The sequence below is a fragment of the Paraglaciecola mesophila genome (assembly GCF_009906955.1).
Lineage (GTDB): Bacteria > Pseudomonadota > Gammaproteobacteria > Enterobacterales > Alteromonadaceae > Paraglaciecola > Paraglaciecola mesophila_A.
Map to the genome: position 1 here is coordinate 1,188,796 of NZ_CP047656.1, position 15,407 is coordinate 1,204,202.

17 protein-coding genes are annotated in these 15,407 nt (G+C 43.2%); 7 read left to right on the plus strand and 10 right to left on the minus strand.

Annotation, left to right across the window (positions count from 1 at the left end):
* Positions 1–172 precede the first annotated feature (172 nt).
* Both FX988_RS05000 and FX988_RS05005 read left to right on the plus strand, forming a co-directional pair.
* Positions 173–868: a sensor histidine kinase gene (locus tag FX988_RS05000; protein WP_160178611.1), complete on the plus strand. Its 696-nt coding sequence runs from the start codon at positions 173–175 to the stop codon at positions 866–868.
* A 41-nt stretch (positions 869–909) separates the two neighbouring features.
* Entirely contained in the window at positions 910–1,677 is a 768-nt protein-coding gene (locus FX988_RS05005) for a hypothetical protein (RefSeq protein WP_254700725.1), read from the plus strand.
* Positions 1,678–1,711: 34 nt separating this feature from the next.
* Here the strand turns inward: FX988_RS05005 and FX988_RS05010 are convergent, their stop codons facing one another.
* The gene (locus FX988_RS05010; protein WP_160178612.1) at positions 1,712–2,605 is read right to left on the minus strand and encodes a LysR family transcriptional regulator; all 894 of its coding nucleotides are present in this window, start codon (positions 2,603–2,605) and stop codon (positions 1,712–1,714) included.
* 131 nt (positions 2,606–2,736) lie between these two features.
* Between FX988_RS05010 and FX988_RS05015 the strand changes: the two genes are divergently transcribed.
* From FX988_RS05015 to FX988_RS05025, 3 genes are all read left to right on the plus strand, one after another.
* Positions 2,737–3,456 carry a CoA transferase subunit A gene (locus tag FX988_RS05015; protein WP_160178613.1) on the plus strand — a complete coding sequence of 240 codons (720 nt, stop codon included), beginning with the start codon at positions 2,737–2,739 and terminating at the stop codon, positions 3,454–3,456.
* A gap of 9 nt (positions 3,457–3,465) precedes the next feature.
* Complete coding sequence (locus FX988_RS05020; RefSeq protein WP_160178614.1) at positions 3,466–4,134, plus strand: CoA transferase subunit B; 669 nt, start codon at positions 3,466–3,468, stop codon at positions 4,132–4,134.
* Positions 4,135–4,215: 81 nt separating this feature from the next.
* Positions 4,216–5,556, plus strand: a complete 1,341-nt coding sequence (locus FX988_RS05025; protein ID WP_160178615.1) for a DEAD/DEAH box helicase — start codon at positions 4,216–4,218, stop codon at positions 5,554–5,556.
* Positions 5,557–5,635: 79 nt separating this feature from the next.
* On the opposite strand, the gene FX988_RS05030 is transcribed toward FX988_RS05025, so the two are convergent.
* On the minus strand, positions 5,636–6,187 hold the full coding sequence (locus tag FX988_RS05030; protein WP_160178616.1) for an NAD(P)H nitroreductase: 552 nt from the start codon (positions 6,185–6,187) through the stop codon (positions 5,636–5,638).
* Between the two features lie 116 nt (positions 6,188–6,303).
* The gene (locus FX988_RS05035; protein WP_160178617.1) at positions 6,304–6,924 is read right to left on the minus strand and encodes a DoxX family protein; all 621 of its coding nucleotides are present in this window, start codon (positions 6,922–6,924) and stop codon (positions 6,304–6,306) included.
* A gap of 119 nt (positions 6,925–7,043) precedes the next feature.
* On the opposite strand from FX988_RS05035, the gene FX988_RS05040 reads away from it, so the two are divergent.
* Complete coding sequence (locus tag FX988_RS05040; RefSeq protein WP_412761921.1) at positions 7,044–7,586, plus strand: HAD family hydrolase; 543 nt, start codon at positions 7,044–7,046, stop codon at positions 7,584–7,586.
* Between the two features lie 70 nt (positions 7,587–7,656).
* On the opposite strand, the gene miaE is transcribed toward FX988_RS05040, so the two are convergent.
* Positions 7,657–8,409 (minus strand): tRNA isopentenyl-2-thiomethyl-A-37 hydroxylase MiaE, encoded by a 753-nt coding sequence (gene miaE, locus FX988_RS05045; RefSeq protein ID WP_160178618.1) that lies wholly within the window; start codon positions 8,407–8,409, stop codon positions 7,657–7,659.
* A gap of 316 nt (positions 8,410–8,725) precedes the next feature.
* On the opposite strand from miaE, the gene FX988_RS05050 reads away from it, so the two are divergent.
* Entirely contained in the window at positions 8,726–9,325 is a 600-nt protein-coding gene (locus FX988_RS05050) for a Yip1 family protein (protein ID WP_007984041.1), read from the plus strand.
* A gap of 119 nt (positions 9,326–9,444) precedes the next feature.
* On the opposite strand, the gene purF is transcribed toward FX988_RS05050, so the two are convergent.
* The 6 genes from purF to truA all read right to left on the minus strand — a co-directional run bounded on the left by purF (position 9,445) and on the right by truA (position 15,324).
* Positions 9,445–10,965 carry an amidophosphoribosyltransferase gene (purF, locus tag FX988_RS05055; RefSeq protein ID WP_160178619.1) on the minus strand — a complete coding sequence of 507 codons (1,521 nt, stop codon included), beginning with the start codon at positions 10,963–10,965 and terminating at the stop codon, positions 9,445–9,447.
* Between the two features lie 26 nt (positions 10,966–10,991).
* Complete coding sequence (locus tag FX988_RS05060) at positions 10,992–11,480, minus strand: CvpA family protein (RefSeq protein WP_160178620.1); 489 nt, start codon at positions 11,478–11,480, stop codon at positions 10,992–10,994.
* A 135-nt stretch (positions 11,481–11,615) separates the two neighbouring features.
* Positions 11,616–12,254 carry an SPOR domain-containing protein gene (locus tag FX988_RS05065; protein ID WP_160178621.1) on the minus strand — a complete coding sequence of 213 codons (639 nt, stop codon included), beginning with the start codon at positions 12,252–12,254 and terminating at the stop codon, positions 11,616–11,618.
* Positions 12,251–13,531 (minus strand): bifunctional tetrahydrofolate synthase/dihydrofolate synthase, encoded by a 1,281-nt coding sequence (folC, locus tag FX988_RS05070; RefSeq protein ID WP_160178622.1) that lies wholly within the window; start codon positions 13,529–13,531, stop codon positions 12,251–12,253. The genes FX988_RS05065 and folC overlap by 4 nt, the downstream gene beginning before the upstream one ends.
* Positions 13,532–13,546: 15 nt before the next feature.
* On the minus strand, positions 13,547–14,395 hold the full coding sequence (gene accD, locus FX988_RS05075) for an acetyl-CoA carboxylase, carboxyltransferase subunit beta (RefSeq protein WP_160178623.1): 849 nt from the start codon (positions 14,393–14,395) through the stop codon (positions 13,547–13,549).
* Between the two features lie 137 nt (positions 14,396–14,532).
* Positions 14,533–15,324: a tRNA pseudouridine(38-40) synthase TruA gene (gene truA / locus FX988_RS05080; protein WP_160178624.1), complete on the minus strand. Its 792-nt coding sequence runs from the start codon at positions 15,322–15,324 to the stop codon at positions 14,533–14,535.
* Positions 15,325–15,407: the final 83 nt, after the last annotated feature.

Here is a 15,407-nt window from a genome sequence, read left to right on the forward strand (position 1 = left end):
TAGAGTTCTATATATATTAATTTCTTATATACCGAGCGGGCCATTAATTCCATAACATTTTAACGAAAACGCTAAATTTTTCGATATGGCCAGACACTAACGCATTGTAAACTAAAGGATACTCGATTTTTATGCTAGTGTATTCTAGTCATTTATCAGCTCACGGTTAAGTATGAACAACGACAACGGACAAATTGATTTTGCCACAGTATTAGCCTCAGCGGTGCACGACATGAAAAATTCTTTATGTCTGCTCATCCAATCCATAGAAAATCTCGGGCACACGCTAAAAGATCAAGACAACGAAGTAGGTGAACATTTCGCTTCTGCACACTACGAAGCGTCTCGATTGAATACTGGGTTAGTTCAACTGTTGTCTTTGTACCGAGCAGGCATGGATAATATGCCACTAAACATAGATGAACACTACATCGAAGATGTTATCGATGAAATACTTGCTACCAATGAAAGCTATATAAATCATAAAAAAATAACCCTAAACGTTGAGCAAGAACCCGACTTAATGGGATACTTCGACGCGGATTTAATTAGCTTATTGCTTAACGACATGCTGATTAATTCTATGCGATACAGTAACAAACATATTTTGCTCAAAGTATTCAGCAACGAGCATCATCTTATATTTGAAGTACAAGACGACGGCCCTGGGTATCCAAAGAGTATGCTTGAAGCAAACACTGTCACTATGCACAATTATGATATCAGTCAAGGGCGAACTGGCCTTGGCTTGTTTTTTGCTAGGTTAATCGCAGAAGCACACAAGGCGCACGACAGCGCAGGCTCCATTTCCCTTGCGAATGGTGGCTCGTTAGGCGGCAGCGTATTCACCTTAAAAATTCCTGTTTAGCATTTGGCTATTCAGGTCAGTGGCGAAAAATAGAGTAATAAATGATCTTCCCTATAATAATTGTTCTTATCGTATCGTTAATTGTCATGGCTATCATAGTAAACGCCGTGCAACAGCATCGAAATAAGGTCGAATCTGAAAAACGCATCGAAGTGGCAAAACAGAAAAACGTCATCGATGAAACAGAAGAAATTTTGCTCGCCACCGAACACATCAAAGTCAGTCAGCAATTAAAATATATTTTGCAGCAGCGTATTCTAAATGCATTGAAAATTATTGCTCAGATCAACCCAAGCGTGATGGATATTAATAGCCGTCTAGAAACGGCTAACAATAAATTAAAGGAACTAGCTGGAAACCAAGAGCAGGTTTCAAGTGACTCTTTTTCCCTGCCTAGCAGCGACAAACAAGTTGTGGTTTACATAAAATGCGTCAAAAAAATGCGCGGTTTGCTGCGCTCGGAATACACAAAAGGTCGTGTAGATAGCAGTGCATTTGTGGTCGAAGACAAGTTTTTAGAACGTTTACAACTTCGGGCAAATGTAGAAACCTTGATGCGCCGAGGTGAATCTTCGATACAAGCGCAACAATTGGGCTCCGCTCGCCAATGCATAGAAAAGGCCATCACCGCCTTGGATAGCCAAACTCAACCAGACGACTATATTATTCAGCGCAAACAAGAACTAGAAGGCAAACTAAAACAAATTCAAGACAGTTTACGTTCTGCTAATACCGAAGATGTACTCAAACGTAGAGAGTCCGAACGTAATGAACTAGATGAATTATTCTCAGAAAAGAAAAAGTGGTAAAACAAGGTACTAGCTCGGCCAATATTTGCCACCGTCACGCCAGAGAGGATTGTTGATTCACCCAATCCCATAAGGCTTGGGCCGATACGGACATATTGCTTTGTACTTTTTTAACCATCCCTACTCGTTTACTTAACCCAGGTCCTTTAATAGGCACGCAGACTAAGCCGAGTCGCTGCATTTGTTGCTGACACAAGCCAGGCACTATAGATACGCCTAGTCCGTGCTCTACAAATTGCCCTAATGTGGCCAATTGCGACGCTTCTGCTACCATATTTAGCTTTATCGCTAATTGTTCATAATGCCTATCGACCCACCTACGAATAGCCGAGCCACGGTTCATCGCAATAAAAGGGTACTGGGCTAGCTGCCCCCAACTTACTTCCCTATTCATGCTCAAGGGATGAATGCGGGGCAACACGGCGATAAACTTATCTGTGAACATAGGATGGAATGTGAGCCCTTCTAATTGCTCGGTTTCGAAGGTAAAACCCAAGGCGACCCTTTCTTCCAGCACCGCTTTTATCACTTGCTCCATAACGATATCAGCCACACTCACTTTCACATTGGGAAACTGTGATTGAAACTGGGACAATATCGACGGTAAATGTCCAACGGCAAATGATGGCATAGCAGCTATCGAGAGTTTCCCTCGGCCCATAGAAAAAACTTGCTGTAAATCACCAAATGCATCTTGCCAATCATTCATCAAACGTATGGCTGTAGGTAGAAAATCTTGTCCTTCAGGACTCAATTGTACTTTTCGGGTGGTGCGCGAGAATAGCGCACCACCCACCTGATCCTCCATTTTTTTGATCGCACTAGAAAGTGCAGGTTGAGACAGGCACATTTTTTGGGCCGCCTCAGCAAATGTTGAAGATTGCGCAACCTGCACAAACGCTTGAAGTTGTCGGTAAGAAACATTCATGACTCTATGAGCTCTCCCCTATTAATATGCCTATTAATAAATTTTATTTATTAATAGGCATATTAATTCAACTTTACTATCAAAAGATAGTCTTTATATTGATGTTAAATAAACGTAAATGAGGAACAAACATGGCAGGTTTTGACAAAGTAGTGAGCAGCTACGAAGAAGCAATGGTTGGCTTAGAAGACAACATGACCGTCATAGCAGGTGGGTTTGGGTTATGCGGCATTCCAGAAGGCCTTATCGGACAAATGAAAAAAATGGGCACAAAAGGCCTCACCATAGTATCGAACAACTGTGGCGTCGATGGGTTTGGTTTAGGCTTGCTACTTGAAGATAAGCAAGTAAAGAAGATGATTTCATCTTATGTGGGTGAAAACGCGCTCTTTGAACGTCAACTACTAGACGGCGAGCTTGAAGTAGAATTAACTCCTCAAGGCACCCTAGCTGAAAAAATGCGCGCTGGTGGTGCAGGCATACCTGCTTTCTACACAGCGACCGGCTACGGCACACCTGTAGGAGAAGGAAAGGAAGTAAAAGAATTTAATGGTCGCCCTTACATCATGGAAGAATCTATTACTGGGGACTTTGCCATTGTTAAAGCGTGGAAAGCTGACCGCTACGGAAACTGTATTTATCGCCACACTGCACAAAACTTTAATCCTATGGCGGCAACCGCAGGAAAAATAACTGTTCTTGAAGTAGAAGAACTCGTCGAACCAGGTGAACTAGAGCCAAGTCAAATTCATACCCCAGGTATTTATATTGACCGCGTCATTGTAGGGCAGTTTGAAAAACGTATTGAACGAAAAGTGTTGGCAAAAAATTCAACCGAGCAAGGGAAATAGGAGATTATCATGGCACTAACAAGAGACCAAATCGCCATGCGTGTGGCACAAGAGTTTCACGACGGCGATTACATTAACTTAGGTATTGGTATCCCAACCTTAGCTGCTAACTATGTGCCCGATGGCATGGAAGTGATGTTGCAATCAGAAAATGGCTTACTAGGTATGGGCCCTTATCCCACTGAAGAAAACGTCGATGCGGATATGATAAACGCGGGTAAAGAAACGGTTACCGCGGGTATAGGCGCTTCTATTTTTAGCTCAGCAGAAAGTTTTGCCATGATCCGCGGCGGCCATGTTGACGTCACTGTGCTTGGTGCATTTGAAGTAGACGTAACCGGTAGCATTGCATCTTGGATGATCCCAGGTAAGCTAATCAAAGGTATGGGCGGTGCGATGGACTTGGTCGCCGGAGCGAAAAATATCATAGTCACCATGACCCATGCCGATAAGCACGGTAACTCAAAACTGCTTGAGGCCTGTACCCTACCTTTGACGGGTGTGAACTGCATTAACCGTATCATCACAGACTTGGCCGTGATTGAAGTCAAAGACGGCGCGTTTCATTTACTCGAGCGCGCGCCAGGTGTTAGCGTTGAAGAAATAAAAAGCAAAACCGCCGGTCAGTTGATTGCCAGCGATAACGTGCCAGAAATGCGTGTGTCATTAGGCGAATAATTCACAAAACGTAAAATAAAGCTCCATAAAATGTGCGGCAATTGTATAATGCGCCCAATCCCATTTTAGAGTACTTATTTTTTGCAATTTAGCGATTTACCATTAGATCACCGCTTGGGTAAAGCCCTAGAGATTAAAGGTTTTACCCAAGCAACCGAAATTCAAGCGCAAGCGATTCCTTATGCCCTTATGGGTAAAGATTTGATTGCCTCGTCAAAAACAGGCTCAGGCAAGACATTAGCTTTCCTTTTACCTGCAGTGCAAAGAGTCTTGACCAAACAACCCCTAAGTCGCAAAGATCCACGCGTGCTTATTCTTGCGCCCACTCGCGAGCTGGCGAAACAAGTCTTTTTTCAACTTAAATGGTTAATCGCTAAGCATCAACTAAAAGCTGCATTGGTACTTGGTGGTGAAAATTTTAACGATCAAGTTAAAGCACTACGGCATTATCCTCAGTTTGTAGTGGGTACAGCGGGCCGTATTGCCGATCATCTCGCCGGTAAGTCTTTATATCTTAATGGGCTTGAAATGCTCATTATGGATGAAGCTGATCGCATGCTCGATTTGGGCTTTTCTGAGCAGTTAAAGCAAATAAACGCCGCAGCTGATCATCGCAAGCGCCAGTCCATGATGTTTTCAGCCACGTTAGATAACGCCGCGTTACATCATTTAACACAATCTATGCTCAAGGCTCCTCAGCGGATCAGTATTGGAATTTCCAGCGCAGAACATAAAGATATACAACAACGTTTCTTCTTAGCTGATAACGTCACCCACAAAGAACGTATGTTAGCGCACATCATCAACGAAAAAGAGCATCGTCAGGTGATCGTATTTACCGCTACCCGCGCAGATACTGAGCGGTTGTCGAGTCTGTTAAAAGAACAAGGTTTGTACAGTATCGCTTTAAGCGGAAATTTAAGCCAAGGGCAACGCAATAACATCATGAGTGAGTTTGGCCGCGGTCAACAACACATATTGGTCACCACAGATATCGCCTCACGCGGTTTAGATTTATTGAACGTTTCTTTAGTAGTGAATTTTGATTTACCTAAATTGGCCGATGAATACGTACACCGTGTGGGTAGAACTGGTCGAGCTGGTAATAAAGGCGAAGCGGTTTCGTTTGTCGGCCCGAAAGACTGGGCAAGCTATTTGTCAATTAAAAGCTTTTTACAGCAAGAAATTAATTTTAGCGAAATTGAAGGCTTAGAAGCGAAATTTAAAGGATTACGCCCTCCTAAAAAAGCCAAACCCACCGTTAAGAAATCAGCTGGGAAAAGCGAAAGTAATAAAGGAAAAGCAGGCTCAGGAACGAATAATCAAGGGCCCAATCGGGTTAAACCTATGCAAGGAACGGAAGTAGGCGATCGCCCAATGAAGCGTAAACCACGTAAATCGATTCAAGACAACGAAGAATAAGTCATCCGTGACACCAATATTCTGGACGGACATGCACCGTCCAGAATATTTTACCTAGTTAAAATCCCTTTTGGCCCGTCTATTTCCACGACTCAAAGAAATCCGCCACATCACGGTTTGGCTTAGGCGAGACATCTGTTACGGGGGTACCCAAATACAAAAAACCGACAATTTCGTCATTTTCGGCGCATTCTAGCGCTGCTTTTACATTTTCATCTTGTGCGTAACTGCCTGTTCGCCATATACCGTTGAAACCTTGAGCGAGAGCTGCCATTTGCATGGCATGTACCGCGCAGGATGCAGAAGCCACCTGCTCTACCCAAGGCACCTTGGGATGTTCAACATATTTCGCTATCGCCACTATCACCATAGGCGCTCGCTTCGGTAATTCAGGGGCGCGCTCAATTTCCTTTTCCGTCATGTCAGCATCGATTGCTGCACGCTCGAAAATATCCCCTAGCTTAGCTAATCCAGATTTTTCACAGACAATAAATCGCCATGGCGACAAACAAGCATGATCTGGGGCGCGAAGTGCAGCTTGCATGATATTGTGCAATTCTTCACCTGCCGGTGCAGGCGCTTGGAGTCTAGGATGTGAGCTACGATTAAGTAGCAAGTTTAAGGCGTCCATAAAATAAAAATACCTCAAAGGAAAACAGAATGTAGATCTCCAGTATGGCGACTATCATTGCGCGGAGCAATAAAAAAAGGCGCAGAATGCGCCTTGATTTATATCAACATTATGCGTTACTCAGGCATAAATTTTTTACGTAAAAAATAATCCACACTTGTCAGTTTTCCACCGCCAGTAAAGAACAAAGACAGCAACATAAAGAAGTAAGTCATGGCAAACTCAATCCCGTTATTTAGAATCACAAACTTGCCACTTGATGTTAGCCAATTGTAATTCCCGTGCTCTTGCAACAGGCTTTTAGCTGCGGCTAATTTATCCGGAGCGCTCATCACATTTTCATTCAACATAATTGTGCCGTCCGATAACCAGCTAGATGCATCCGCAATCGCTGGCCAGCCATTTGGCCAATGCACCGTAAATGCAGCCACCAACATAGTAAACATCAATGGAATAGACGCCCAGCGCGTCGCTAAACCGATTAATATCAAAACACCACCGAGCAATTCCGCCGCAATCGCCAACGACGCCATCAAAGCTGGCGCAGGCAGGCCTAAACCATAATCTGGGCTAGCAAACCAATCAACTGTATTGTCAAAACTCCCGAGTTTTGTCCAGCCGGCCTGAATCATCACAGGGGCTAAATACAGTCGAAGTAGCAAAGGCGCTATTCCCTCAAAAACAGATGACTTCTCTAACATGCGTTGTGCATTTGTGGCTAAATTTAATACGCTCATAATGGTCCCGTTAACAAAATTGTTAATCATTAGATAGCAGATATCCGTAAAAACTTTCAACATAAACGAATAATAATTAGTCTAGTCTCAGCCAAATCAGGCAAACTGTCAGCTAATTCATGAGTGATAACAACACAATTAATACTGGCTACGCTACGGGTAAGAATGTGAATAAAATATATTTATTTGATTGGGGGGACACTTTGATGGTCGATTTCCCCAGCGCCAATGGAAAAATGCATCTGTGGCAGAATGTTGAAAGTGTGAAAGGTGCCACGACCACTCTCAGGCAGCTAACAAAAAACCACGATATTTATATTGCTACGAACGCAGCAGATTCAGACGAACAGGATATTCAACTTGCGTTCGAAAGGGTAAATTTAGCGCAATACATTTCCAGCTATTTTTGTTTCGCAAATACAGGGCTACATAAAACGTCCGCTAATTTTTACCAGCACATCATTACGCGGTTAAACGTAGAGGCAAGCTCAATAACTATGGTGGGGGATACCTTTGCAAAAGATGTAGTCCCTGCTCTCGAATCGGCAATCAACGCCGTTTGGTATAACCCAAAGCACTTGCCGCCCCCCGTGTTAGACATCCCTCTTGCTAAAAATCAGCGCTTTAGGGTTATCAATCAACTAGAAGCATTACTGACTTGAAAGAATGCTGCTTTAACGTAAGCACTTTCTTATCCTGTCGGGTTGCTTATTGTTTGTGAAAACCCCGCGTCTAATGCGCGGGGGTACCGCTGTGAAATTTAAAATCACTATCAGGCAGCAAGATCAAATCAGCTTCTACTTGTGCAAAAAACGCAATTCGCAGCGATATGTCGTGGCCTGCAATTTCTTCGGCTAATGTCAGATAATCTTGATAATGACGGGCTTCTGAACGAAGCAATGATATATAAAAATCGCCTAACGGCTTATCTAAGAACGGGGCAATTTTGGCGAAACGCTCACAAGAGCGCGCTTCGATATAGGCACCGCAAATAAGCTTGTCAATTAAGGCATCAGGCTCGTGGGTTTTAACATGCCTTAGCAGTCCTTTCGCATACCGGCTCGACTCAATTTTGTCGTAAGCCACACCATAGCTGTTCATCATCTCAAGCACTTGATAGAAATGATGCAACTCTTCGCGAATAAGCATCACCATTTTGTCCACTAAATCTTGTCCGTAGCGACTGCTTGATTTGACCAACAGGGATTTGCTTAATTTAAATTTTTCGAGCTCTCGCCAATCACCGATTTGCCGATAGGCAAAATCCTCATAAGGCTTTAACCAGTCAAGCAGGGCTTTAGCACTGTCGGCATCTACCGAATAGCGACGAATTAGAAACATCGCACTTTGCGCGGCCTTTAGCTCACAAATGAGGTGATCCGTCAAAAGCACTGCTAAGTTTTCTTTCTTAACAGCTTTTGCTATCCACTCATCAGGAGTTTCACATTTTAAAAACATTTTTATCGGAGCTAACAAATTTTCCAAACTATATGACCTACACAACACATCAAAATTATAATCGCTAAACGCACGTTAGCCTGACAACAGCGAATTGTAACATAAGCTTGATACATCACTCCTAGTACGCGTGGCATTTTCTGTTATCCCTCGGTGTTTTTTCTTCAAAATAAAATCGAACAAATCATCACTTTACGCAAAACGAATCAGGCAATGTATTACTAAAATTTATAGTGAATATTAAGCCCATGCATAAAACTGTTGACGAATTAACCAACCTACAACAGAATAAACGTTAATTAGTTGTAAATTCATTGTTAAAAACAAAAGAGCGAGTAACTATATGATTTTGAATCACCTGTGGGGGTTGTACGCCCATCCTAAAGAAGAATGGCACAGTATTGACGATCGACACGAAACCTACTTTTACAGTTTAAGCCACATTGCTCTTATTTCACTTATTCCCGCCGTAATGACATATTACTCTACCGCCTATCTAGGCTGGAGTATTGGTGTTGGCGATACCATTAAATTAACGAAAGAAAGCGCTGGCATAATGAGTGTCGGCACGTACTTAGGCCTAGTAATAGGTGTATTAGCCTTATCAGTTTTAATTCATGAACTAGCCAAAGCCTTTGACTCAACGCCCACTTATACCCAATCACTTGAACTGGCCGCCTATACGGCAACCCCTTTATTTATGGTCGGGTTTGCAGCTTTCTATCCGGTTTTATGGTTTGTGATGCTGATTGGTTTAGTCGGCTTAACTTACTCGGTTTATTTGTTGTACACGGGCACACCTATCTTAATGCACATACCGGAAGAAAAAGGCTTTATCTATGCCAGCTCTGTTGTAACCTGTGGGTTGGTTCTTCTCACTATTTTAATGGCCGCGTCAGTCATTTTATGGAGTATGGGTATGGGGCCTGTCTTTACTGGTTAAGTGTTTATAGAGTGAGTATTTACCGATTAAGTAACTGCCTGTAATAATATGCGTACAGCAGATACAAAAAAGCGCTGAAAATTCAGCGCTTTAGAATATTGAGTTGCACAGTTATTATGCTATGACTCTTCCTGCATATTATGCATTTCAAGGTTACTCAACTCCGTTTGAATGCCGGCGTTTTTAGCCCCTTCATTGCGCAATGTATCAATGCGTTCTAAATAGTTTTGATCCACATCACCAGTAATATAATTGCCATCGAACACTGACGTTTCAAAACGACCAATTTCCGGATTAAGCTCAGTGACCGCTTCGACTAAGTCACTAATATCTTGAAAAATCAGACCATCGGCGCGAATTAAATCACTGATCTCTTCAATTTCACGTCCATAGGCAATCAATTCGTTCACCGAGGGCATGTCGATCCCGTACACATTAGGGAAACGAATTTCCGGAGCAGCAGAGGCAAAATACACTTTTTTAGCACCTGATTCACGTGCCATATCTATGATTTGCTCGGACGTAGTACCGCGCACGATAGAGTCATCCACTAGCAATACATTTTTACCGGCAAACTCTGACGATATCGCATTTAACTTACGGCGCACTGATTTACGGCGCATGGTTTGTCCAGGCATAATAAAGGTGCGGCCAATATAGCGGTTTTTTACAAATCCCTGACGGTACGGCAAATTTAACTCAAGGGATATTTGTAGTGCCACATCTGTTGATGTTTCAGGGATAGGAATAACCACATCAATATCCATATCAGCCCATTCCCGCGCGATCTTTTGACCTAATTTACGGCCCATGTTTACACGAGATGCATACACAGAAATGCCATCAATGAATGAGTCTGGACGCGCGAAGTAAACAAACTCGAAAATACATGGCGCGTTTATCGCTCCATGAGCACATTGTTGGGTATGCAGTTGACCATTTTCAGTCACGTAAATGGCTTCACCTGGTGCGACATCTCGAATAAAGGTAAAACCGACGGCATCGAGTGCAACACTTTCTGAAGCCACCATGTACTCATCACCAAATTCGGTTTTGCGCTTACCCAAAGCTAAGGGACGAATACCGAAAGGATCTCTGAAAGCCAACATGCCGTTACCTATGATGGCAGCAACCACCGCATACGCACCACGCACTTTTTGATGTACTGTTGTCACAGCCTTAAACACCTCTTCAGGGGTCAGGCTTAACCCTTCACAATTGTGAAGCTCGTGGGCTATGATGTTGAGCAACAACTCAGAATCAGAGGTCGTGTTAATATGCCGCTTGGCAATTCTAAACACTTCGTCTTTCAGGTCATGGGCATTGGTTAAATTCCCATTGTGCGCAAACGCAATACCAAAGGGTGAATTAACATAAAAGGGCTGTGCTTCAGCGGAACTTGAACTGCCAGCAGTAGGATAACGAACGTGTCCAATACCGAACTGACCAGTAAGACGCTTCATGTGACGCGTATGGAACACATCACGCACTAAACCATTGTCTTTACGAAGATGAAATACACCGTCATCAATGGTGATGATCCCAGCGGCATCTTGTCCACGATGTTGCAATACAGTCAACGCATCATACAAAGACTGATTTACTGGACTTTTACCTACAATTCCGACAATACCACACATGTGAGTTACCTTTTTATACGGGTCTGTTAAACGGGTTTGATGAAGCTTGAGTTGCCTTGCAAATATTCAAAGAACCACTCTATCACTAAGCTAAATTCTGGAATGAGCAATGATGTTTTCCATCCGTCGGCATCAGCCAAGGGAGTAAACGTATCGACAAAAAAGAGTAACGCGCTGACGATTAATACGCCACGTAACACACCGAATATGGCGCCTAATGCGCGATCAGTGCCTGATAAGCCAGTGTAATGCACTAACTGTGAAATGAGATAATTGAGTAAACCACCAAGTATCAATGTCACGATAAACAAAATCGCAATAGCCACACCGTTTCGTATGGTTTGATCATCAATACTCGTCAGATAAGTAGCCAGGTCTGCGTAAAAGCGACTAGCAATGAAAAACGCGCAGAACCAAACAGCTAGCGAAATGGCTTCCTTAACGAAGCCACGTATTAAACTGATAACAGTGGAAAGCAGAATCACACCAATAATGGCGTAGTCTATCCAGTTCATATAAATTGATAAATCCGCTGGTGATGCATAACGTGGGTCAAAAACTTAATACTCACGCCATGACACTAAATTCGCGCGCATATTACCAAAACTCATCACTAAAATCTTGCTAATTTTAGGATTAATACCGATTCATCACTGAACAGTGAATGGAGTAATACGACCTTTCAAGCCAGTCAGTTTCGTTAATTCAGCTAAAGAATTTTGCAAACGCACTTTTTGTAAATCTGGACCGACAAATACCTTGGTTAACGTGCCACTGCTGGTCTGAACCGGTCTTGAAAACGCACGATACCCCCCCTTCTCTAATTTTTCGAGTAATTCTTGCACATTTTTTTTATGCCTAAATGTTCCCAACTGCACGACCCAACCAGCCCCCTCTAGTAACGCTTTCTCGTAAGCTTGATTAGTGGATTTGGCAGTGTCCTTAGCCGCTACAGGTGTATTTTCCTTCTCGGCTGAAGCTGTCTGAGCAGCGACATCTGCGTCATCTTGTTCGTTATTCTCAACACCTGCTTCATCGTTGTTGTGGATCTTATCGTCAAGCGCTTTGTCTTCAACTATCTCGATGTCTCTAGAAGCAATATTCGCAACCTCTTCACTTGAGAAATGGCTAGGCCGCTGCACTGTCTTCACCGCTGGGCGTTCGGGCAATTCAACAAACAACTCTTTCTCACTCTGGGTTTTTCCCCCCAGCAAATCCGGTAAAAAAATAACAGCAATAGCCACTATAATAACCGTACCAATTAATCGATTTTTTAGCGCAGATGTCACTCGTTTAATCCTTCATTCGTTAACCTAAGAATGTCTGATACGGTAAAAAAAGAACCGAATACCACAATCAAGTCTTGCTCATGGGCCAAAGCCTTGGCTTTTTCGAACGCTTCGGCGACCGTTGAAAATTCTAGCACTTTTTGCTGTTCGTCTAGTACTGATTTAATTTCACCAGCAGTTGCCCCTCTTGGCACATCTAATCCCCCCAACATCCACTGGGCATTCAAACCAGAAAAATCAGCAAGACTTGCTTTAATATCTTTGTCTTTTAACATACCAACAACCAAGAAGAGGTTGTTGTAATCACACTTGGCTATTTGCGACAACAGATAGTCGGTAGCGTGGGGATTATGTGCCACATCCAGCATGACCTTGGGTGACTGAGACAGTATTTGGCAACGCCCAGGTACACGAGTGTCCTGAATCACATGGGTAATTTGCTCTTCGCTTAAACCAAGCTCAAGTATTTGCAGCACCTGTAATCCAGTAGAGACATTCTGCACTGGAATGTGCGGTAAGGGTAAGTGTGAGTAGCTAACATCATGATTTGTCCAGCTCATCACATCATGTTCAACTTGGTAATCAAAATCTTGTCGTTGCCACCAAGCAGTGGCATTGTTTGATGCCACTGCATCTATCAACGCGTGATATTTTACTGACTCCCCTATGACCACAGGTATATCAGGACGCATAATGCCCGCTTTTTCAGCTGCCACAAGCTCTTTGGTATCTCCTAGCCAATCTTGATGATCTAAATCGATACTGGTGATCACCGCAATATCAGGCGATACGATATTTACCGCGTCTAAGCGGCCTCCTAACCCAATTTCAAGTACTGCTATGTCTACATTCGCGTCATGAATAAATTTAAGGCCCGCTAAGGTGCCAAATTCAAAATAGGTCAGTGGAATATTGCCTCGCGCACGTTCTACAGCTTGAAACGCGTGGCAGTGTGCTTGCTCGCTGCCATCAACCCCGTTAATACGCACACGCTCAGTGTAGTCGATTAAATGAGGCGAACTATAGACACCCACTTTTTTACCAGCAGCCAAACATGCCTGCTCTATAAATGCGCAAGTGGTACCCTTGCCATTAGTACCAGCAACGGTCACAACGGTTTGTTTTGAAAACGAAATGTCAAGTTGCTCGAACACGTTAGTAACGCGGCCTAAACCCATTTCGATATTTTTAGGATGTAATGCGCTGAGGTGATCCAGCCATTCATTTAAAGACCAGGCCTCGAAATCAGAGGCCTGTTTAGAAGATAAATTTGTCATTAATGTACTGAGGTTTTATACGTGTTGATGATGCAACTTAGATAATATGCTATGCAGACGGTCGCGCATTTCTCGTCTGTCGATAATCACATCAATTGCCCCTTTCTCAAGCAAAAACTCACTGCGCTGAAAGCCTTCAGGTAGGGTTTCACGCACAGTTTGTTCAATAACACGAGGGCCCGCAAAGCCGATAAGTGCTTTTGGCTCTGCAACATTCACATCACCTAACATCGCCAAACTTGCAGAGACGCCGCCCATAGTCGGATCGGTGAGAACAGAAATATAAGGCAAGCCCTTCTCGCTCATTTTAGCCAAAGCAGCACTCGTTTTCGCCATTTGCATCAGCGAGAGTAAGGCTTCTTGCATACGTGCGCCGCCACTGGTCGAAAAGCAAATAAGCGGCATATTGTGCTCTAAACAGGCTTCAACCGCTTTGACAAAACGCGCACCCACCACAGAGGCCATAGAGCCCCCCATAAAGGCAAATTCAAATGCTGCAACGGCTACCGGCATACCTTTTAACTTACCCTGCATTACCACTAAGGCATCTTTTTCGTTAGTGGCTTTTTGCGCAGCAACAATTCTGTCTTTGTATTTCTTCGAATCTTTGAATTTTAGTAAATCTTTTGGCTCAAGTTCCGCACCCAACTCGACGCGCTCACCTTGATCTAAAAATTGATTCAACCGAGCTCGCGCAGAGACGCGCATATGATGATTACACTTAGGACAAACGCCTAATTGTTTTTCTAGCTCAGTTTTGTATAGAACCGCATCACATTTACCACATTTCGTCCATATACCTTCAGGTACATTACTTTTAGTGGGTGATTTAGTACGCGGTAATATTTTTTCAATCCAACTCATTAATTTAAACCTTCTTTGGCAATCATATCGTTGTTTTTATTGAAGATATGCAACGACAGATGCAACGATTAATTTTCTAGGCGCATTCAAACCGTATTAAAACACAGTTATCCAAAGTTACGAAAGTAAAACTGGTCTTAGAAGTCGTCAGCTAAGAACAACGGGCCCATTTTTAAACGAGGAAGTTCAAACGCGTCTGGGTACGTCACATGCACTAAATAAAGTCCGTTAGGCAATGCAGTAATGCCTGCTTTAGTACGATCTTTCACTGCTAATAATTCATCTACCCATTCGACGGGCTTTTCTTTATGGCCAATAGCGACCAAGGTACCAGTAATATTGCGCACCATATGATGTAAAAACGCATTCGCTTGCACATCAATCACAATATAGTCGCCCATGCGCTTAACGCGAATATGAGACATAGTACGGGTGGCTGTTTTCGCTTGGCAGTTGACAGCTCTAAACGAGCTAAAATCGTGTTTGCCCACTAATTTCTGTGCGGCTTGGTTCATCAATTCATGATCAAGATCACCATAAATATGTGTCACCCCATTGGCTAAAATACCGCTGCGTAAAGTACTGTTGTAGATAATATAACGATAACGCCGCGCCGTAGCTGAAAAGCGTGCATGAAAATCTTCAGGCACCGCTTTAACCCAGCGTACTGATACGGTATCAGGTAGATAAGTATTGATACCTAACGTCCATGCTCTATCTGGACGTTGGCTGTTCGTTTCAAAGTGCACCACCTGCCCTGTTGCATGAACACCTGCATCAGTGCGCCCAGCACACACCACGCGTATAGGTTCATTGGCAATACGCGTTAAGGCTTCCTCTAAGTGCTGCTGCACACTGATCACTTCATTTTGCCTTTGCCAGCCGTGAAAACTGGCACCGTCGTATTCCACTCCTAACGCTATACGCATGTAACTAATTACCTTTTTAACAAATTGCCGCGTATTCTAAAACAGAACACAACAATATGTAGCACTAACTTTGCGCAATTGAA

Excerpts from the sequence above, each read along its gene's own strand:
- FX988_RS05000 (WP_160178611.1), top strand. The coding sequence starts at position 173 with ATGAACAACGACAACGGACAAATTGATTTTGCCACAGTATTAGCCTCA.
- FX988_RS05005 (WP_254700725.1), top strand. The coding sequence starts at position 910 with ATGATCTTCCCTATAATAATTGTTCTTATCGTATCGTTAATTGTCATG.
- FX988_RS05010 (WP_160178612.1), bottom strand. The coding sequence starts at position 2,605 with ATGAATGTTTCTTACCGACAACTTCAAGCGTTTGTGCAGGTTGCGCAA.
- FX988_RS05015 (WP_160178613.1), top strand. The coding sequence starts at position 2,737 with ATGGCAGGTTTTGACAAAGTAGTGAGCAGCTACGAAGAAGCAATGGTT.
- FX988_RS05020 (WP_160178614.1), top strand. The coding sequence starts at position 3,466 with ATGGCACTAACAAGAGACCAAATCGCCATGCGTGTGGCACAAGAGTTT.
- FX988_RS05030 (WP_160178616.1), bottom strand. The coding sequence starts at position 6,187 with ATGGACGCCTTAAACTTGCTACTTAATCGTAGCTCACATCCTAGACTC.
- FX988_RS05035 (WP_160178617.1), bottom strand. The coding sequence starts at position 6,924 with ATGAGCGTATTAAATTTAGCCACAAATGCACAACGCATGTTAGAGAAG.
- FX988_RS05040 (WP_412761921.1), top strand. The coding sequence starts at position 7,044 with ATGAGTGATAACAACACAATTAATACTGGCTACGCTACGGGTAAGAAT.
- FX988_RS05050 (WP_007984041.1), top strand. The coding sequence starts at position 8,726 with ATGATTTTGAATCACCTGTGGGGGTTGTACGCCCATCCTAAAGAAGAA.
- purF (WP_160178619.1), bottom strand. The coding sequence starts at position 10,965 with ATGTGTGGTATTGTCGGAATTGTAGGTAAAAGTCCAGTAAATCAGTCT.
- FX988_RS05060 (WP_160178620.1), bottom strand. The coding sequence starts at position 11,480 with ATGAACTGGATAGACTACGCCATTATTGGTGTGATTCTGCTTTCCACT.
- folC (WP_160178622.1), bottom strand. The coding sequence starts at position 13,531 with ATGACAAATTTATCTTCTAAACAGGCCTCTGATTTCGAGGCCTGGTCT.
- accD (WP_160178623.1), bottom strand. The coding sequence starts at position 14,395 with ATGAGTTGGATTGAAAAAATATTACCGCGTACTAAATCACCCACTAAA.
- truA (WP_160178624.1), bottom strand. The coding sequence starts at position 15,324 with ATGCGTATAGCGTTAGGAGTGGAATACGACGGTGCCAGTTTTCACGGC.